At 65.6% G+C, this 19,343-nt stretch carries 16 protein-coding genes; 5 read left to right on the top strand and 11 right to left on the bottom strand.

Features of this window, described 5'->3' with window-relative positions:
- Nucleotides 1–364 precede the first annotated feature (364 nt).
- Nucleotides 365–736: an NAD-dependent epimerase/dehydratase family protein gene (locus IIE29_RS17200; RefSeq protein WP_343071944.1), complete on the top strand. Its 372-nt coding sequence runs from the start codon at nt 365–367 to the stop codon at nt 734–736.
- A 150-nt stretch (nt 737–886) separates the two neighbouring features.
- Nucleotides 887–1,111: a DUF1731 domain-containing protein gene (locus IIE29_RS17195; RefSeq protein WP_343071943.1), complete on the top strand. Its 225-nt coding sequence runs from the start codon at nt 887–889 to the stop codon at nt 1,109–1,111.
- Between the two features lie 42 nt (nt 1,112–1,153).
- Here the strand turns inward: IIE29_RS17195 and trhO are convergent, their stop codons facing one another.
- Complete coding sequence (gene trhO, locus IIE29_RS16560; RefSeq protein ID WP_209326398.1) at nt 1,154–2,065, bottom strand: oxygen-dependent tRNA uridine(34) hydroxylase TrhO; 912 nt, start codon at nt 2,063–2,065, stop codon at nt 1,154–1,156.
- 188 nt (nt 2,066–2,253) lie between these two features.
- On the opposite strand from trhO, the gene purL reads away from it, so the two are divergent.
- From purL to IIE29_RS16545, 3 genes are all read left to right on the top strand, one after another.
- Nucleotides 2,254–4,638, top strand: a complete 2,385-nt coding sequence (gene purL, locus IIE29_RS16555) for a phosphoribosylformylglycinamidine synthase subunit PurL (RefSeq protein WP_209326397.1) — start codon at nt 2,254–2,256, stop codon at nt 4,636–4,638.
- A gap of 257 nt (nt 4,639–4,895) precedes the next feature.
- The gene (locus IIE29_RS16550; protein ID WP_209326396.1) at nt 4,896–6,125 is read left to right on the top strand and encodes a cobalamin-independent methionine synthase II family protein; all 1,230 of its coding nucleotides are present in this window, start codon (nt 4,896–4,898) and stop codon (nt 6,123–6,125) included.
- Between the two features lie 60 nt (nt 6,126–6,185).
- The gene (locus IIE29_RS16545) at nt 6,186–6,545 is read left to right on the top strand and encodes a hypothetical protein (RefSeq protein ID WP_209326395.1); all 360 of its coding nucleotides are present in this window, start codon (nt 6,186–6,188) and stop codon (nt 6,543–6,545) included.
- A 53-nt stretch (nt 6,546–6,598) separates the two neighbouring features.
- Here the strand turns inward: IIE29_RS16545 and IIE29_RS16540 are convergent, their stop codons facing one another.
- From IIE29_RS16540 to IIE29_RS16495, 10 genes are all read right to left on the bottom strand, one after another.
- Nucleotides 6,599–7,999 carry a TIGR01777 family oxidoreductase gene (locus tag IIE29_RS16540; RefSeq protein ID WP_209326394.1) on the bottom strand — a complete coding sequence of 467 codons (1,401 nt, stop codon included), beginning with the start codon at nt 7,997–7,999 and terminating at the stop codon, nt 6,599–6,601.
- A 134-nt stretch (nt 8,000–8,133) separates the two neighbouring features.
- Nucleotides 8,134–9,708 carry a choline-sulfatase gene (gene betC, locus IIE29_RS16535; RefSeq protein ID WP_209326393.1) on the bottom strand — a complete coding sequence of 525 codons (1,575 nt, stop codon included), beginning with the start codon at nt 9,706–9,708 and terminating at the stop codon, nt 8,134–8,136.
- 19 nt (nt 9,709–9,727) lie between these two features.
- Nucleotides 9,728–11,956: a BCCT family transporter gene (locus IIE29_RS16530; protein ID WP_209326392.1), complete on the bottom strand. Its 2,229-nt coding sequence runs from the start codon at nt 11,954–11,956 to the stop codon at nt 9,728–9,730.
- Nucleotides 11,957–12,454: 498 nt separating this feature from the next.
- Entirely contained in the window at nt 12,455–12,769 is a 315-nt protein-coding gene (locus tag IIE29_RS16525) for a DMT family transporter (protein ID WP_209326391.1), read from the bottom strand.
- Nucleotides 12,766–13,125, bottom strand: coding sequence for a DMT family transporter (locus IIE29_RS16520; protein ID WP_209326390.1), 360 nt, complete (start codon nt 13,123–13,125; stop codon nt 12,766–12,768). The genes IIE29_RS16525 and IIE29_RS16520 overlap by 4 nt, the downstream gene beginning before the upstream one ends.
- On the bottom strand, nt 13,122–13,682 hold the full coding sequence (locus IIE29_RS16515; RefSeq protein WP_209326389.1) for a TetR/AcrR family transcriptional regulator: 561 nt from the start codon (nt 13,680–13,682) through the stop codon (nt 13,122–13,124). Before IIE29_RS16515 ends, IIE29_RS16520 begins: the two co-directional genes overlap by 4 nt.
- A gap of 71 nt (nt 13,683–13,753) precedes the next feature.
- On the bottom strand, nt 13,754–14,545 hold the full coding sequence (locus IIE29_RS16510; RefSeq protein WP_209326388.1) for an ABC transporter ATP-binding protein: 792 nt from the start codon (nt 14,543–14,545) through the stop codon (nt 13,754–13,756).
- 5 nt (nt 14,546–14,550) lie between these two features.
- Entirely contained in the window at nt 14,551–15,534 is a 984-nt protein-coding gene (locus IIE29_RS16505; RefSeq protein ID WP_209326387.1) for an ABC transporter permease, read from the bottom strand.
- A gap of 95 nt (nt 15,535–15,629) precedes the next feature.
- Nucleotides 15,630–16,616 carry an ABC transporter substrate-binding protein gene (locus IIE29_RS16500; protein ID WP_209326386.1) on the bottom strand — a complete coding sequence of 329 codons (987 nt, stop codon included), beginning with the start codon at nt 16,614–16,616 and terminating at the stop codon, nt 15,630–15,632.
- A gap of 264 nt (nt 16,617–16,880) precedes the next feature.
- Complete coding sequence (locus IIE29_RS16495) at nt 16,881–19,163, bottom strand: S9 family peptidase (protein ID WP_209326385.1); 2,283 nt, start codon at nt 19,161–19,163, stop codon at nt 16,881–16,883.
- Nucleotides 19,164–19,343 lie beyond the last annotated feature (180 nt).

Below are 19,343 nucleotides of genomic sequence, written 5' to 3'. Positions count from 1 at the left end.
CTGCCCCACCCGTTCCGAACCGGCACCCGAACGATTGTTCGTGCTGGTCAGACCCGGTGGAAACCCTGTCCTGTGGACCTCGTTTCCGCGGGGCAACGAGATATAACTCTAGACCAGGCCAACACCCCCACGCAAATCCAAACCCCACCTCAACCACGTGACACCCACCACACAGAACACGGGTCTCCGACACGACTGGACTTCACCCGGTGTTAGCCTCCCGATTTAGATATGCGGTCCGAGGAAACAGCACCCGTGGAAACCCGTTCTCGCATGCCGGGCGCGGCCTCTCGGCTCGCTGTGGTCGCCGACGCCTCCAGATTCATCGGACGAACTCTGCTCAAGTCTCTGCGCAAGTGGGGCTATGAGGTGCGCACCATCGGCCGGCCCCCATCCGTCCGATGCCATATGGGACGACCGGGCCGGAGTCGCCGAGCTCATTGACGGTTCCGACCTGCTCATCAACCTCGCAGGTCGCAGTGTCGGGTGTCGGTACACCGATGCGAACCGCCAGGAGATCTGGAATTCGCGGGTGCACACCACCCGCGCCCTCAACGATGCTGTGCGGGCTGCCTCGGCGCCTCCTCGGCTGTGGATCAATTCGAGTACGGCCACCATCTACCGTCATTCGATGGACCGGCCGCAGACAGAAGAGCATGGGGAGATCGGCGAGGGGCGGGCCCCAGTACGAAGGCCCTTGGTTCCCGCATCGCCGCTATCGCGGTATCGGCCCTGAGGCATCGGGACTGACTCTGCGGCACGGACCCCGCCGACCCACGGACGGCAGCGGTTCAGCTGGGTTCACATCGATGATGTCATTCGCGCCGTTCGTTTCATCGACAACCATGAGGAGCTCGCCGGCCCGATCAATGTCTCGAGCCCGAACGTGACGAACAATTCCAACCTGGTGTCAGCCCTGCGGCGGGCAGTGCGCACGGCCATCGGCATCCCTGCCCCGAGGTGGCTGCTGGAGATCGGCATGCTCATCCTGCGACAGGAATCGGAATTGGTGCTCAATAGCCGGTGGGTTGAGCCCGAACGGCTCGAAGCCGCGGGATTCGAAATCCGGTGGACCGACGTCGAAGCGGCGGCGAAGAGTCTGCTGCGCTGACGGGTCGCACTCACTCCGGCGCCCCACATCGGCCGCCGATGCTCAGCCCGCGGTCGCCTCGGCGAAGGTGGCCTGCTCGACACAGTCGGGGCAGTAGGACTGCATTCCCCGCTCTGTGCAGTCGGCGCAGCGCAGGTACTGCTGACGGCAGTCGAGGTTCGCACAGTTGACGAACTCCGCAGTGTTCGTCCCGCAGCTGACGCAGAGTCCGATCGATTCGACGTTCTCGCCGAACTCGACGTGCATGCGCTTGTCGAAGACGTAGAGCGAACCGTCCCAGTAGCCGGAGCTGCCGAAGGTCTCGCCGTAGCGGACGATGCCGCCGTCGAGCTGGTAGACCTCCTCGAACCCGCGATTCTTCATGAGCACGGACAGGACCTCGCAGCGGATTCCGCCGGTGCAGTAGGTAACGACCGGCTTGCCCTTGAGCTCGTCGTATTTGCCTGATTCGATCTCGGCGATGAAGTCGCGAGTGGTATCCGTATCCGGGACGATGGCATCACGGAACTTACCGATCTGGGCCTCCATGGCGTTGCGCCCGTCGAAGAAGACGACTTCGTCGCCGCGTTCGTCGAGCAGCCTGTGCAGCGCACCGGGTTTGAGGTGTTCGCCTCCACCCTGGACCCCTTCCTCGGTCACCTTGATCTCGTCGGGTGTGCCGAAGGTGACGAGTTCCGAGCGCACCTTCACGCTCAGACGCGGGAAGTCATCGCCCTGCCCGTTCGACCATTTGATGTCGGCCTTCTTGAACGGCGCATAGGACTTCGTCGCCCGCACGTACTGCTTGACGTCGAAGACGTCCCCGCCCAGAGTCGCGTTAATGCCGTCCTTGGACACGATCACACGGCCCTTGAGTCCGAGGCCCTCAGCGAGCGCGTGCTGCCACAGCTTGACCGCTTCGGGGTCGGCCAGCGGCGTGAAGACATAGAACAGGACGATCTTGGGAGTTGCCATGCCCACCATTCTAAGTGGGCACGCGAACGCACTCCCGCCCAGGCGTTCCCACCACGTGCGCCGCCGCCCCTGTCGCCCCGGTGCGCCTCGCCGAGGCGGAACCTCGTGGACGCGCTTCGCCCCTCCCGCCGACCCCGGCTAAGATTGGCCGTGAGTGCCGTGTCGTATGAAAGGGCCCCGAAGAGGACATGACGTCAAACCTCAGCTCTGCGGATTCCACGCAGGTCGATTCCCCGCAGAATGCTTCGAAGAAGGTCAAGGAGACGGTCGAGTTCGCTGCGGCGAACCCCGACGTCGAGCAGCCCTTCGCTGACCTCGGCCTCAAGGCCGACGAATACGAGCAGATCAAGAAGATCCTCGGACGCAGGCCCACCTCGGCGGAGCTGGCGATGTACTCGGTCATGTGGTCCGAGCACTGCTCCTACAAATCCTCGAAAGTCCACCTGTCGAAGTTCGGCGACAAGGTCACCGAGGACATGAAGAAGCACCTGCTCGTGGGCATCGGTGAGAACGCCGGCGTCGTCGACATCGGCGACGGCTGGGCCGTGACCTTCAAGGTCGAGAGCCACAATCATCCGAGCTATGTCGAACCCCACCAGGGTGCGGCCACCGGCGTCGGCGGCATCGTCCGCGACATCATCTCGATGGGTGCCCGTCCCGTGGCCGTGATGGATCAGCTGCGCTTCGGTGCCATCGATCACCCCGACACCGCCCGCGTCGTCCACGGCGTGGTCGCCGGGATCAGCAACTACGGCAACTCACTCGGTCTGCCGAACATCGGCGGCGAGACCGTCTTCGACTCCGTCTACCAGAGCAATCCCCTGGTCAACGCCCTGGCGGTGGGTGTCATGCGCCATGATGACATCCGTCTGGCCAATGCCTCGGGCCTGGGCAACAAGGTCGTGCTCTTCGGCGCGCGCACCGGCGGCGACGGCATCGGCGGGGCTTCGATCCTGGCCTCCGAATCCTTCGACGACACGAAGCCGTCGAAGCGTCCGGCCGTGCAGGTCGGGGACCCCTTCGCGGAGAAGGTCCTCATCGAATGCTGCCTCGAGCTCTTCCGCGCCGGTGTCGTCGAAGGCATCCAGGACCTCGGTGCCGCGGGCATCTCCTGCGCCACCTCGGAGCTGGCGTCCAATGGTGACGGCGGCATGCACATCGCCCTCGACGATGTGCTTCTGCGCGATGAGACCCTCACCCCCGAGGAGATCCTCATGTCGGAGTCCCAGGAGCGGATGATGGCCGTCGTCCAGCCTGACCGCCTCGACGAATTTCTGGCCATCGTCGGCAAGTGGGAGGTCGAGACCTCCGTCCTCGGCGAGGTCACCGACACCGACCGCCTCGTCATCGAATGGCATGGCGACGTCATCGTCGACGTGCCCCCGCGTTCGGTCGCCCACGACGGCCCCGTCTACGAACGTCCGATGGCCGAGCCCGCATGGACCGCCGAGGTGGCCGCGAACACCGTCGAATCGGCTGGGCTGGTGCGTGCGACCACCGATGACGAGCTGCGCTCGACCGTCCTCGAACTCGCGGGATCGCCGAATCTCGCCTCGAAGTCGTGGATCACCTCGCAGTACGACAAGTACGTTCAGGGCAACACCGCTCAGGCCTACCCCGATGACGCCGGCGTGATCCGCGTCGACGAGGAGACCGGCCTCGGCGTGGCCATCGCCACCGATGCCAATGGTCGCTACTGCTACCTCGATCCGGCCCGCGGCGCCCAGTTGGCCCTGGCCGAGGCCTACCGCAATGTCACGACCGCCGGGGCCATCCCGCGTGCGGTCACCGACTGCCTCAACTTCGGTTCGCCCGAGGATCCGGAGATCATGTGGCAGTTCGCGCAGTCCGTCGAAGCGCTGGCGGAGGCCTGCCAGGACATGGGCATCCCAGTCACCGGCGGCAATGTGTCCCTGTACAACCAGACCGGCGGCGTGGCCATCCACCCGACCCCGGTCGTCGGCGTGCTCGGCGTCTTCGACGACGTCACCCGGGCCACTCCGAGCGGGTGGAGGGAGCCGGGCCAGACCATCTACCTGCTCGGCACCACTGAGGCGGAGCTCGACGGTTCGGCATGGGCCGACGTCACGGCCGGCCACCTCGGCGGGGTTCCTCCGCAGTACAAGCCGGAGGCGGAGAAAGAGCTCGGCGAGATCCTCATCAACTGTTCGCGTGACGGCATGATCGATGCCGCTCACGATCTGTCGGAGGGCGGGCTGTCGCAGGCGCTCGTCGAATCGTGCCTGCGCTTCGGCACGGGTGCTCGGATCTGGCTCGACGAGGTATGCGAACGCGACGGCATCGACGTCTTCACCGCCCTGTTCTCCGAATCCACGGCCCGCGCGATCGTGGCCGTTCCGCGTTCGGAGGAGGTCCGGTTCAAGGACATGTGCACCGCACGCCGGTTCCCGTTCGTGCGCATCGGCATGACCGACGCGGGAGATTCGGCTCCGTCCCTGGACATCGTCGACCACTTCACCATCGGCCTCGACGAGCTCGGGCGGGCACACGAAGGCACGCTGCAGGAGCAGTTCGGCGGAAGCGTTGCGGCAGTGACCGAAACCGCGGTCTGAGGGCGCGGATTCGCAGCCGCTGCGGCGGGCAGCCGCCGTGGCGGGCAGTCACCGAGGGGACCACTTGGCCTCGACCGGACCAGTTGCAACTGGTGCGCTCGGCGCCGAGTGGTCCCCTCGGCGTTTCTCGGCGGGGGCCGGCGCACGTGACCGCAGATGACAGAGGCCACACATGCGCAACAGCGAATGTGATTGCCTGTGGGAGAGAGCCGCGGCCGATCTGCCGCGACACCGACGAACGCACAGAGGAGTCAGTCATGACGACGATCCGCACATCCCACGCGGGGTCCTTGCCCCGCACCCCCGAACTCATCGAGGCCAACAAGGCCAAGCAGGCGCAGAACACCGCCCGCCTGGCCGGCGAGGCGAGTTCCGCAGCCGATAGCGGAGAGTTCGAAGAACTGCTCGCCGCCAGCGTCGCCGATCTGGTCCGGCGCCAGAAGGACCTCGGCATCTCGCTGCCCAATGACGGCGAATACGGCCACGCCATGGCCGCCGACTTCGACTACGGAGCATGGTGGCACTACTCGTTCGCCCGCACCGGCGGGCTCGAACTCGACGATGTCGACAAGTGGGATGCCCCGGCTGTGCGTTCCGAACCCGGCAAGACCGTCCTCACCAGCTTCGGCGACCGCCGCGATCGCAACCTGTTCCCCAAGGTCTACACTGACGCCGACGCCGGCACCGACACCGGAACTCAGCCGCAGTTCCCGAAAGCCACCGGCCCGATCAGCTACATCGGTCAGGACCAGGTCAACCGTGATATCGCGAACCTCAAAGCAGGTCTGGCCGCCGCCGGCTACGACGAGCGTGCCGGGTACATCAATGCGCTCTCCCCCGGTTCGGCCTCCCGCATCGCCAACGAGTACTACTCGAGCGATGAGGAGTTCATCTGGGCGTGGGCCGATGTGCTGCGGGAGGAATATCTCGCCATCACCGAGGCGGGTCTGACCGTCCAGATCGACGACCCGTCCCTGGCCGAGAACTTCGACCAGATCAACCCGGAGCCCAGCTTCGACGACTATCGCGCGTTCACACAGATCCGCATCGACGCCCTCAACCACGCTCTGCGCGGCATCGACCCGGCACAAGTGCGCGTCCACACCTGTTGGGGATCCTGGCACGGACCGCATGTGACCGATCTGCCGTTCATCGAGATCGTCGATCAGGTGCTGTCGATCAACGCCGCCGGCATCACCTTCGAAGCCGCCAATGTCCGGCACGAGCACGAATGGCGGATCTGGGAGGAGAAGAAGCTGCCCGAGGGCAAATACATCATCCCCGGCATCGTCTCCCACTCGACCAATGTCGTCGAGCACCCCGAACTCGTCGCTGAACGCATCGGCCGGTTCGCTGGTCTCGTCGGACCCGAGAACGTCGTCGCCTCCACCGACTGCGGTCTGGGCGGTCGCGTCCACCCGGACATCGCCGTCGCCAAGCTCCAGTCGCTGACCGAGGGTGCCGAGCTCGCTTCGAAGCGCTTCTGAGCCGCGTCATCGATCAGTCCCCTCCGCTCGGCCCACGGACCGGGCGGAGGGGACTGTCGCATGCCCGTTCCCGTCTCCCTGCTGATCTCGGTGGCGTTCCTCATCCGACCGCTGTGGCAAGCAGTGCCCCTGCGCGCATGCCCGATGCCGTTCGTCTTCTTCGCATCGTTCTGGGCCTCCGAGGACCGCTCGGACTACGCCCGGGCACAGCTGATCGAATTCCTCCGCATCCTCTCGGGAATCTCCAGCGGTTTCTTCTCCGCTCTCCTGTGGCTGCAGCTGAGCGTCGCGACAGGACATTCGATCCCCGCCTTCGCTGCACCGAGCGTCTTCTGCGCCCTCGGAATCCTGCTCATCGCAACCGGCATCCGCCAGTACCGCAGGCTGCAACCATCACGGTGGGGCCCCGAGGACGTATAGTCACGCCGGTCGTCGATCCGCGTCCGTTCTCAGGCGAACGTCGGCGGCCGTGCTCACGCCCCGCCGCCCAGCTCCTCGTCGAAGCAGTCGGCGAGGGTGGGATGAGCGAACTGGTACCCGGTCTCCTGCAGTTTCTCCGGCACAACCCTCTGATCGGCCAGGGCCAGCTCCTTCGCCCCGTCCCGGCCGAGCATGAGTTCCGTGACGAACCCGGGCGTCGGAATCCATGCGGGCCTGCGCAGATGGCCGGCGAGGGCCTCGGCGAACTCCGCCTGCGAGACGAGGTCAGGAGCGACGGCGTTGACCGGTCCCCGCACATAGTCATAGAGCACGGCATGCACATAGGAACGCGCGACATCGTCGAGTGAGATCCAGGCCATGGCCTGTTCGCCGCTGCCCAACCGTCCGCCGGCACCGGCGAGGAACAGCGGTGCCTGCAGTCTGAGCAGGCCGCCCAGGGTGCTGAGCACGACCCCGGTGCGGATCGAGACCCGTCGGATTCCGGCATCCTCGACCCCGGCCGCCGTCTTCTCCCATTCCTGACAGAGCTCGGCGAGAAATCCGTCACCGGCCGGACCTGTCTCGTCCACGGGCTCGTCCGCTTTCGACCCGTAGTATCCGACGGCCGATGCGCAGACGAAGACCGATGGCCTTTTGGCCTCGGGCAGGCCGCGCATGGTTTCGACGAGCAGCCTGGTCGAATCGATGCGTGAGGACCAGATCTCCTCCTTCGCGCTCTTCGTGAACCGCGTGGCGATCGATCGCCCGCCGAGGTGGACGACCGCGTCCGCCCATGCGAGATCACGTGGATTGAGGATCCCGAGATCGGGGCTCCAGTGAGACTCGTAGGGGAACTTCGGGGTCTCCCGCACGAGCAGCCGTACGAAGTGCCCGGCCGTGGAGAACAGGGCGGCGACCTGGCGACCGATCAGGCCGCTGCCGCCGGCGATGAGGATCCGCTTGCCCTTCTTCCGCGTCACCAGGGGTGCATTCGTGCTTTCGAGGAAGTCGATGTCCATGAGCATGCGCCGATGGCGGGCTTCGAACGTGGCTTCGAGGTAGCGGCTGAGGCCGCGGTCGATGACGTCGAAGCTCTGCGGCGCCATCGCGTATTCGACATGGTCGTCGATCTTCGTTCCGCCGGCGACTGAGGTGAACTCATGCGTGTGCTTCCACTGGCTCAGCGGACCCTTCTTGAGTTCGTCGACGAAGGAGAACCGGGACGGGCCTTCGGAATGCACGGCGCTGAATGGTCGCCGGAGCAGCCCGTAGGTGCCGGGCACGCTGGTTCGCACCTGTGCGACGGATCCCGGTTCGATCGGAGGGTAGCTCTCCTCGACGATCTCCTGTGCCCAGTGGGGCGAGAGCCTGGTGAGGGCTCCGGGCTGAGCATGCCAGTGGTACGTGGTCTCAGCGCCGAGCGGAACTTCAGATGTCCATTCGAAGATGGTCATGACATCCCTCCTACTCGGAATCATGCCACCCGAATCTGAAAGTGTGATCCGCAACTCGCCCAACGCCGAAAGAATTCACCGACGGACCACCGGTGCAGGAGTGCAGTGCCCGGGAGGCCGCCGGTGACGGTCGTTCAGTCGGCGGCGGGGATCTTGCCGAAGCGGAAGGCCGACCAGAAGTCCCCGCGCACATAGCCGTGGTCCGGCTCGGGGTCGAAATCCCAGTGGCGGACCGTGCCGACCTTGAGGGCATCGGCGACGAGCTGCCTGCTGCGCTGCGAGTCGAGCACATGGTCCTCGAGGTGCTCGAGATCGTAGCGGGACTCGAGCTCTTCGCGCATCGTCTTCAGCGTCTCGGCATAAGCGGGATCCTCCGCACGGTTGCTCAGCTCCTCCGGATCCGTGGAGAGATCGAAGAGCAGATCCGGGTCTCCCGGACAGAGCGTGAGCTTGCAGTCACCGCGCACCAGCGTCACCTGCGGTCGGTAGGTGCCTTCGGCGAAGTATTCGATGATGACGTCCCGATCCCTCGGTCCGCGCTCCCCCGTGATCTCCCGTCGGGCGGATTCTAACAGCGAGGTCCCGGCCAGCCCTTCATCCACCGCCGAGGCGGAGTTCGATTCCGCGGAACCGGACGAGGCGCCGTCACCGCCGCGAGCGATCTCGAGCAGCGTCGGGGCGAGGTCGATGAGGCTCACAGGGTTGGCATAGCGACCCGGGGTGACCACCTCGGCGGGGCCGTTGATGATGATCGGCACACGGGAGGAGCGCTCGTAGGGCGACATCTTGAACCACAGCCCCTTCTCCCCCAGCATGTCCCCGTGATCGCTGGTGACGATGATGACCGTGTTCTTCGCCAGGTCGAGCTCCTCGAGCCTCCTCCGGATCGCTCCGATATGGTCGTCGATGTAGTTCACCGCCGCATAGTAGGCCCGGCGAGCCCGACGCACGTCCTCGAGCCCCGGTTCCCGCTGGTCGAAGCCGCACATGGTGCGCAGCCGGTGGCTGTGCGGGTCTGCGGCGGCATCGGGGACCTCAGGGTGGGTCGGGTCCGGGATGTCCACCTCGGCGAACCGGTCCCAGTTGGCCTTCGGCGGTTCGTACGGGTCGTGGGGGTGGATGAACGAGGTGACCATGAGGAACGGCTGGTCGGTTCCGGCCGCCTGGTTGGCTCGTTTGCGGTCGTTGAGGTGGCGCAGCGTCTTGAAGATCACCTCGTCGTCGAAGTCCTGCTGGACGTTCGCAGTGGCCGCGCCGGCAGTGAAGACGGGATCGGCTTCGTGATACCAGTGCAGCTTCTCGTCCAGCGGCCGGTTCCAGTCGGGAACCATGTCGAGATCGGCCGGGTAGACATCGGTGCTCAGTCGCTGTTCGAAGCCGTGATGCTGATCGGGGCCGATGAAGTGCATGCGACCGATGAGCGCCGTATGGTAGCCGAGCTTGCGCAGGCGGTGGGCGAAGGTCGGCGTCGATGCGGCGAAGTCGTCGCCGTTGTCCAGGCAGTCGACCTCGGAGGGCATTCGCCCGGTCATCATCGATGCCCGGGAGGGTGCGCACAGGGGCGTATTGCAGTAGGCACGGTCGAAGACGGCTCCGTCTGCGGCCAGGGCGTCCATGTTCGGCGTCAAGGCGGCCTGATCGCCGTAGGCGCCCAGGGACTGGGCGGCCATCTGATCGGCTTGGATGACGACGATGTTCGGGGTTGTCATGTGGAGTTCCTCTCTGGACTCAGGGGCGGGGGTCGGTGTCGGTATCGGCAACGTCCGAGATCGGGTCGCCTGCATCGCCGACGCCGGACGTCGACTCCGGCTCCGCCTCGGCGTCGGGCTCCGCCGCGGTGCCGGTTTCGGATTCGGAGTCTGCGGCGGGGTCCGCATCGGAGTCGGCGTCCGGGGTCCACCCATCGGCCCATTCGCCGGTCACATAGTCGAAGCCGACGGGCTCGCCGTTCTCATCGGTGCGCTGGTACCAGCCGGTGTAGTCCTCGTGTTCGGAGTCGATCCCGCCGTTGGCGCCGTCACCGGGCTCGGTGGGCACGACCTGGAGTGCGAAGTCGTCACCATAGGCATCGGCACCGGTGACCACTGCGTTGTCGACCGCGTTGAGCGCATACTGCCGGCGCAGCGCCAGCGGGTCAGTGCGCAGCTCCTTGAACCAGGCGAGGATGATGAAGAGCATGACGATCGCGAACGGCACCGCGGTGACGATGACGAGCTGCTGCAGTCCCTCGAGGGCGCTGGCGTCGCCGAGGAGGAGCATCACGACGGCGATTCCCGACATGACCAGTCCCCAGAAGACGACGACCCATTTCTTCGGTTCCTGATCACCGCGACTGGTGAGCATGCCCATGACGACCGAGGCCGAATCCGCCGAGGTGATGAAGAAGATCGCAAGGACGACGATGACGACGAACGGCAGCCATTCGACATAGGGCAGGTTGTCGATGAGGGTGAAGAACACCTCGGGGGCTTCCATGCTGTCGGTGAATCCTGCGGCTCCGTCGCGATACATCGAGATCGAGGTTCCGCCCATGATGCCGTAGGCGACGAAGAGCAGAGCCGAGGGGATGAAGATCGTGCCGAGGATGAACTGGCGGATGGAGCGACCGCGGGAGATGCGGGCGATGAAGGTGCCGACGAACGGCGACCAGGAGATCCACCAAGCCCAGTAGTAGACGGTCCACACCGACTGGAACTCCTGCGTCTCGCCGCCCCAGGACAGGGACCGGCCCATCATGTCGAACATCGAACCCAGGTATTCCATGAGCGCCGAGGGCAGCAGGTTGAACAGGAACAGGGTGGGTCCGAGGAACAGCACGAGCGCGACGATGCCGACGGTGAGGACGATGTTGATGGACGAGAGGTAGCGGATGCCGCGTGAGACGCCGGAGACCGCTGAGACGATGAAGCCGATCGTGAGCACGAGGATGATGACGACGAGCATATTGTTCGTCATCGGTCCGGCACCCGAGACGATGCTGACGCCGGTGCCGATCTGCATGGCCGCGATGCCCAGGGCCGCGGCCGTGCCGAAGAGGGTGGCGACGATGGCGAAGATGTCGACGAGTTTGCCGGCGAAGCCCTCGGACCGGCGTTTGCCGAAGAGGGTGACGAAGATCGAGGACAGCAGCAGGGAGCGGCCTCGGCGGTAGGCGGCATAGGCGATGGCGCCGCCGACGAGGGCATACATCGCCCAGGCGTGGAAGCCCCAGTGGAAGTAGGTCTGGGCCATCGCGCCGTGGAGCGCCTCGGTGGTCTCCGGGTCGTTCGTCAGCGGCGGCGGCGTGACGAAGTACGTCAGCGGCTCAGAGGGCCCGAAGAAGAGGACTCCGATGCCGATGCCGGCGGCGAAGAGCATCGCGACCCAGGAGAAGGTGCTGAATTCGGACTTCTCACCGTCCTTGCCCAGGGGAATCTTGCCGTAGGGCGAGAAGGCGAGGATGAGGAGGGCGACGAGCACGATGATGGCGACGAGGTTGAAGAACCAGCCGACGTTGAGGGTGGCCCAGTCGTAGGCTGCCTGAGCGACGCCGGCGACGCTGCCGGGGCTTGAGATGCCCCAGATGACGAAGGCGACGGTGAGCGATCCGGCGATCGCGAAGATGATCTTGTCCAGCGAGTAATGGCGCCGCTGCTCGTCGATGGCGATGCCGGGGACGAGGATCGGGTGGGTGTCATGCGGGTAGTGGGAGTTCGCCTGCTCGGCCGCTGCGGAATCGGGCACGCGCGGACGCCGGTAGTCGAACTTGCCGAGATTGCGGCCGGTCTCCCGGCTCACGCGTTTGGTCTCGGCTCCGACTCGTCGGGCGTCGGCCTTGATCCGCTCCCGGGGTGCGCGAGGAGACTCGCTCGCGGACTGGGTGTGTTCGGCGGCCTCTGTGCTGTCGGGGGCCTGGCCGCTGTCGGCACCGATGGTCTGCGGGGCCTGATCGCTCCCGGGTCTGAGATCGTCTTTCATACGCTGGCTCTTTCTCATGCACGTGTGTCATGCGATCGGACACGGACCGCATGGCACACTCGGCATCGCCTGCTGACATCGAATGGTCAGCACGGCGGATGCGGGCAGGGAGTCAGGCGGTCCGAAGGTTCACTGAGTGGTCGGAATATCGGCGGTCTTTCCGCCGGGCCTCAGGGCTCTCCGCCGCACCAGCCGATGGCCGCGAGCTCCCAGGAGTCATTGGCGAAGCCTAATGTGGGTCGCAGCCGATTCGGGGTCGCGCGAAGTCCTTTCGGGGTCGATCGTCCGCAGAGCTGCGGGACGAGATCACCGAAAATGGGCATACTCTCGGACGATAACAGCTTCCTGAATGCTTCTCAATGAAGTCCTGAAAGCGTCCCGGACCATGCTGTCCCTGCCGGTCGTTGCTGCCCGTGCCGTTCGCTGTCGGTCGGCCGTCCGGCTCGTGCCCGATCCCGGGAGTGCAGAGATAAGGATCACAGGGCGTATCGGCCGGCTTCAGCCCGTTTCGACGAGGATGACGCCGAGGACGATGAGTCCGATGCCGATCAGGGCCCGCCGGGTCAGCGGGTCCTTCCAGATCACTCGCGAGAGCAGGCACACGAGCGCGACGCCGCAGGCGGCCCACAGCCCGTAGGCGACTCCGAGCGGCATGCCCGCCGCAAGAGTGCGCCCGAGGAAGATGAAGGCTGCGGTGTAGCTGATGGCGACGGGGATGAACCAGATCTTGCGCTGGAGTCCGGCGCTGGCGCGCAGGCACAGGGTGCCGGCGACCTCGCTGAGGATGGACAGGGACAGCCACAGCCAGCTCATTCGCCCGCCCCCGTCTCCACGGCCTCGGGTTCGTCAGGGGAACCGGACTCGACGAGGACGACGCCGACGATGATGATCGCGATGCCGATGATCGCCCCGATGCCGAGCGCATCGCCGAAGAACACCAGGCCGAGCATCGCAACGAGTGCGACTCCGCTGGCCGACCACGTGGCGTAGACGGCGCCGAGCGGCATTCCGATCCGCTGGGTGAGGCCGAGGATGAAGAACGCCGTCGCGTAGAAGAGCACGACACCGGGGATCCAGATGGGCTCATCCACGGCGGCGCGCAGCATCAGGGTGGCGGCCACCTCGGCGAGGATCGCCCCGATGAGGAGCAGCAGTCTGCGCGCGGTCACGATGTCCCCTCCTTCATCTCGGCCGCGTCGATGAAGCCGAGCGCATGCTCGCGCACCGCCGCGAGGTCGTCGGAGGGGAAGACACCGGTGGCTTCGGACATCCAAGCACCATCGGCGCAGAACCGGGCCGCAGTCAGCAGCGAGACCACACGCTGATCGAGGCCGCCGGTGTCGAACCACGGACTCAGGTGGCGGCTCCACGCCTGCGCGAGCTTCGGGTGGTAGAGCGCATCGGAGAAGATCCAATAGTCGCCGCGGGAGACCTCGGCGGTGGTCGCGACCGCGACATAGGCACGATGTCGCTCGAAGCACGTCAGCTCCGCGCTCGTGCGTCCGGTGTGCTCGCGAAGCCGCCGCGCCCACTCCTCGGCGGCGTGGTCGACCAACCCGAGCATGAGAGCTTCCTTCGTGGGGAAGTGATACATCAGCCCGGGCTTTGTCAGCCCCGCTTCGTGCGCGACCGATTCGAGCGAGACGGTCACTCCCTGCACCGAATCGTGGGACTCGGCCAGCGCCTTCGCGGCTCGGAGAATCCGGTCGCGTGCGTCTTTTGCCATGCGCCCGACTTTACCAACCGGTCGGTAAAGTAAGCCAGGCGAACCCATCGACGGAAAGGACGACAGCAGGTTCAGTTGAGCAGTGCCCGGTCCCCCAGACTTGCACCCTTGAGTTTCGAGAATTCTCCGAGCAGAGTCTCGACGGTCAGAGCCTTCTTCTCCTCGGCCGTGGCCTGGTAGATGATCTGGCCCTCGTGCATCATGATCAGCCGGTTGCCCAGCGCGATCGCCTGCTCCATATTGTGGGTGACCATGAGCGTGGTCAGCCCGTCGTTCTCGACGATCTTCTTCGTCAGCGCCGTCACCAGCGCGGCGCGCTGCGGATCGAGGGCTGCGGTGTGCTCGTCGAGCAGCAGGATCCGCGGTTGGGTGAAGCCGGCCATGAGCAGGCTCAGCGCCTGGCGCTGCCCGCCCGAGAGCAGTCCGACCTTCGTCTTCAGTCGGTTCTCGAGACCGAGTTCGAGCGTGGCCAGCTCGTCCTGGAAGTGCTCACGTCGCGCCGAGGTGGTGCCCGGGCCCAGCCCGCGAGTCTGGCCGCGCTTGAGCGCCAGGGACAGGTTCTGCTCGATCGTGAGGTCGGGCGCTGTGCCGGCCATCGGGTCCTGGAACACTCGTCCCAGGTACTTCGCCCGTCTGTATTCGGGCATGCGGGAGACCTCGGCGCCGTCGATCGCGATCGACCCCGTGTCGATGGGAAGCCGGCCGGAGATCGTGTTGAGCAGCGTCGACTTGCCGGCCCCGTTTGAGCCGATGACAGTGACGAAATCCGATTCCTCGAGTTCGAGTGACAGATGCTGCAGAGCCTTGCGCTCATTGACTGTGCCGGGGAAGAAGGTCTTGGAGATGTTGTCGATCTTGAGCATGGTCCTCAGCCCTCTTTCCCGGCCCCTGCGCCGGCGGCCCCGGCCGGGACCTCGGCGATCTCAGCGGGGTCCTTCATGTCCGTGGTTCCCTGCGGCACTGTCGCCGGGGCGCGGTTTCCGCGGCCGCGCAGTGAGGGGATCCGTTTGAGGAAGCCCCATCTGGGCAGCAGCAGGGCGATGACGACGAGCAGTGCGGTCGTCAGCTTCATATCGTTGGTGTCGAGTCCGGCTCGCAGGGCGAGGAAGATGATCAGCCGGTAGAAGACCGAGCCGAGGAGTGCGCCGAGGCTGGACATGAAGATATTGCGGTTGCCGAACACGGCCTGACCGAGGATGACGGAGGCGAGTCCGACGAGGATGAGTCCGATGCCCATGCTGATGTCGGAGAAGCCCTGGTACTGGGCGACGAGGGCACCGCAGAGCGCGACGAATCCGTTGGACAGGGCCAGCGTGAGCATCGTCGAGTTGTCGGTGTTGACGCCGAGGCTGCGGATCATCTCCTTGTTGTTGCCGGTGGCCTGGATGGCCAGTCCCAGGTCGGTGGTGAGGAACCAGTCGATGGCGAACTTGAGCACCAGGGTGAACACGATCAGGATGGCGATCGAGATCCAGGTGCCCAGCCACATGTTCTCCCGCAGCGGGGTGAACACGGTGTCCTCTCGCAGCAGCGGCAGGTTCGCCTTGCCCATGATCCTCAGGTTGATCGACCACAGGCCGATCATGGTGAGGATGCCCGCGAGCAGACCGTCGATGCCGCCCTTGGTGTGGAGCAGACCGGTGATGTAGCCGGCGACGAGCCCGGCGCCGATCGCAGCGGCGGTGGCCAGGAAGGGATTGACTCCGGCGATGATGAGGGAGGCTGCGGTGGCGCCGCCCGTGGTGAAGCTTCCGTCGACGGTGAGGTCTGGGAAGTTGAGGACCTTGAAGGTCAGATAGACCCCGAGCGCCATTGCGCCGTAGATGAGCCCGAGCTCCAATGCTCCGAACATGGGTTTCCGTTCATATGGTGTGTGGTGGTTCGTGCTGGCCCGAGGCCGCCGACAGCACTGCCGACGACCTCGGGGCCGGATACCTCAGGTGGAGGTCACTCGATGACGTTGTCGGCTTCGTCGATGAGCTTCTTCGGGATCTCGACGCCCTGGGCCTTGGCGGCCTTCGGGTTGACGACGAGTTCGAGGTTCGAGCTCGTCTCGACGGGCATCTCGGCCGGCTTCTTGCCGTCCTGCAGGATCTTCAGAGCCATCTGCCCTGTCTGTTCGCCGAGCTTCGTGTAGTCGATGCCGCGGGTGATCGCCGCGCCCTGTTCGACCTGACCGGCTTCGGATCCGACGAGCAGAGCCTTGTTCTTCTCAGCCGCCTGGACCATGGTCGATACGGCCGAGACGACGTTGTTGTCGGTGGGCACGTAGTAGGCGTCGACCTTGCCGAGCGAGCCGACGGCCTGGGCCAGTTCGCTCGAGTTCGCGATCGTCGCCTCCTTGATCTCCACCCCGAGGTCCTTGGCCGACTCCTTCGCGAGGTCGACCTGCACCTGGGAGTTGACCTCACCGGAGCTGTAGACGATGCCGACGGTCTTCGCATCGGGCTTGAGATCCTTGACCAGCTTGAGCTGCTCGGCGACCGGGTTGAGGTCAGAGGTGCCGGTGACGTTTCCGCCGGGCTTGTCAGCGGTGTCGACGAGCCCGGCTTCCTCGGCGTCGGTGACGGCGGTGAAGAGCACGGGCACGTTCGTGATCGCCTGTGCCGCGGCCTGCGCGGCCGGGGTGGCGACGGCGAGGACGAGATCGAAGTCCCCGTTTGCGAAGGTCTGGGCGATCGAGGTGGCGTTGGCCTGCTCGCCCTGAGCATTCTGCTCATCCCATTCGACCTCGACTCCGGCGTCCTTGAACGACTTCTTGAAACCTTCGCTGGCGGCGTCGAGCGCTGGGTGCTGGACCAGCTGCGAGATGCCGATCTTGTACGACTCGGCCTGACCGCCGCCGTCGCCTCCGCCGTCACCGCCGGAGCAGGCCGAAACCGCAAGTATCGAACCGACCGCCACCATCGCTGTGGCCAATTTCCTGAGACGCATGCTACTCCCCTTTGAAAACTCGGTCCGCTGATGCGGATCCGTCACGAAGTCTGCGCCCGATGCCACCGCCCTTCGCACGCGATGGAGTGGTGACTGCGCAGTCGAGTGATGCGGCGTTCCGGCTCAGACCGTCCTGAGTCCATGACGTGCATCACTTCGAATGTGATGATATCCACTGTATGGCCCGGCCCTGACACCGGGTGCCGATTAGGGGTTTTGGGGACAATCGTCCCAGTATCGTTATCTCACGCGACAGACGTCCTATCAGGGTTCGATCTCGACGTCCGAACGTCCGAGAACATCGAGCATCCACGCGAAGTCGAACGCGGTCTCCTTCCACGCGTCATAGCGTCCGGAGGCACCGCCGTGGCCGGCGGCCATCTCGGTCTTGAGAAGGGCGTCGGCGCCGACTTCGCGCAGCCGTGCCACCCATTTCGCCGGTTCGACGTAGAGGACCCGGGTGTCGTTGAGGGAGGTCACGGCCAGGATCTTCGGATAGGTCACCTCCGCGACGTTCTCATAGGGAGAGTACGAGCGCATGTACTCGTACACGTCCGCGTCGTGCAGCGGGTCGCCCCATTCCTCCCATTCGATGACGGTCAGCGGCAGCTCCGGCATGAGGATCGAGGTCAGTGCGTCGACGAAGGGCACGTGTGCGCTGATTCCGGCGAAGAGCTCCGGGGCCATGTTCGCCACGGCCCCCATGAGCAGTCCGCCGGCCGATCCGCCGGTGGCCACGAGCCGCTCCGCAGTCGTCCAGCCCGTGTCGGTCAGGTGGCGTGCGACGGCGATGAAGTCCGTGAAGGTGTTCTTCTTCGCCAAGGTCTTGCCCTCGTCGTACCAGTGGCGGCCCATTTCGCCGCCGCCGCGGACATGCGCGATGGCGAAGACGACCCCGCGGTCGAGCAGCGACAGCCGCGAGACCGAGAAATAGGGGTCCATGCTCGCTTCGTAGGACCCGTACCCGTAGAGCACGAGCGGTGCCGGTTCTTCGAGCGTCGGGGCGGCCATGCCTGCAGGCGCCGCCCCTTCCCGCGCCGAGGCGGCCGTGCCCGCATCCGCGAAACGATGGAGATCCTTGCGGTAGACGACGGAGATCGGCACCTGGGTGCCGTCGTCGGCGGACGCCCACAGCAGGGTCTCGCCGTACCTGTCGAGATCAACGGAACCGAGCACCGGCTGGCGCTTGAGGACCGTGTCGGTGCCGTTTGCCACCCTGTGGGAATAGAGCACGGAAGGTGTGGACATGGAGGTGAAGAGCAGACGGATGCTCGTCTGGGCGAACTCGGGGTTGCCTGCCAGCAGCAGCGTCCCCGTCTCCCGGCCGAAGGGCAGTTCCTGCAGGGGGCCGAACGGGGACGAGGCCCCGTCATCGGCGGCGAGGGCGGCGTCGGTGTCGAGGGCGGCGTCCGCGTCGAGGGCGACGGTTCCCACCCGGGCGAATCCGCCTCGGCGGTAGCTGATCGCGATGAAGTCGGAGAAGGCGTCGACGTCCTCGATGCGCAGCCCTGCGACCTTGGCGAGCACCGGGCGGGAGTCCGCAGCGGGATCGGCAGCGGGGACGTCGACGAGCTCGAAGTCGGCGCGGTTGCGGTTATGGGTGATGAGGAATCGGTCCTCACCGCCGATGACGGCGTGCTCGACGGCGTACTCGACCCCCTCTTCGCGGGGCCACACGGCCTGCGGTTCGGCCTCGAGGTCGTCGGCGCTGATGCTCCAGTAGCCGCTGGTGGTCTTCGAGCCGGTGACGACGAACATCATCCGGCCCGAACGGGAGAACCCGGATCCGACGAAGTAGCGCTCATCGGGTTCGTGGAAGATGCACACATCCTCGTCGCTGCTGGTGCCGACGAGGTGGCGCCACACCTCCTCGGGTCGCCAGGCATCGTCGACGGTGGTGTAGAAGACGCAGCGACCGCTCGGGTCGAGGGAGGCCCCGGCGAAGGTGTCCTCAATCGTGTCATCGAGGTCTCTGCCGGTCTCGAGATCGCGCAGCCGCAGCGTGTACCGCTCATCGCCGGTGGTGTCGACTCCGTAGAGGAGCCACCGGCCGTCGTCGGACAGAGAGAAGGATCCGAGTGAGAAGAACTCCTCGCCCTCCGCGGCGATGTTCGAGTCGAAGACGACCTCTTCGCCCGGCAGTGCGTCCTCGCCGACCTCCGGCGGGGTCCAGTCATCGGGCCCGGAGACGGGCACGCGCACGCTGATGCCGTAGTCGAGCCCGGCCCGGGTGCGGGAGAAGTACCAGAAGTCGCCGAGCCGGTTGGGCACGGACATGTCAGTCTCCTTGATGCGGGTCCTGATCTCGGTGAAGATCGATTCCTGCAGTCCTTCGAGGTGAGCCGTCTGCGCCTTCGTCCAGGCGTTCTCGGCCTCGAGGTGGGCGATGACCTCGGGCGACTCCTTCTCGCGCATCCACTCGTAGTCGTCGACGAAGGTATGTCCGTGATGGGTGCGTTCGAAAGGAACCTTCTTGGCCGCCGGCGCCGTCGCGGGGGCCGCGGTCCGTGCCGCGTGGGCGGTGTTCGGAGTCTCGGAATCAGTCATGGTCCCACCCTAGCCATTCCCGCCCACCGGCCCTCACCCCGAGCACGAAGCAACCTGTGCAGTGTCCGTTTGTGGTCACTCAACCGAGGCGAAAACGCGAAGACGCGGGGTGTCAAGCTGTTTGGAGTCACTCACGCTGCTTCAGCGGTGAATTCTTGGTCTTCGACTATCGCTGGTTCG

It is taken from the genome of Brevibacterium renqingii (assembly GCF_017808095.1).
Lineage (GTDB): Bacteria > Actinomycetota > Actinomycetes > Actinomycetales > Brevibacteriaceae > Brevibacterium > Brevibacterium renqingii.
Note: the sequence above shows the minus strand (reverse complement) of the source record. Positions and strands in the feature narration are given on the sequence as shown.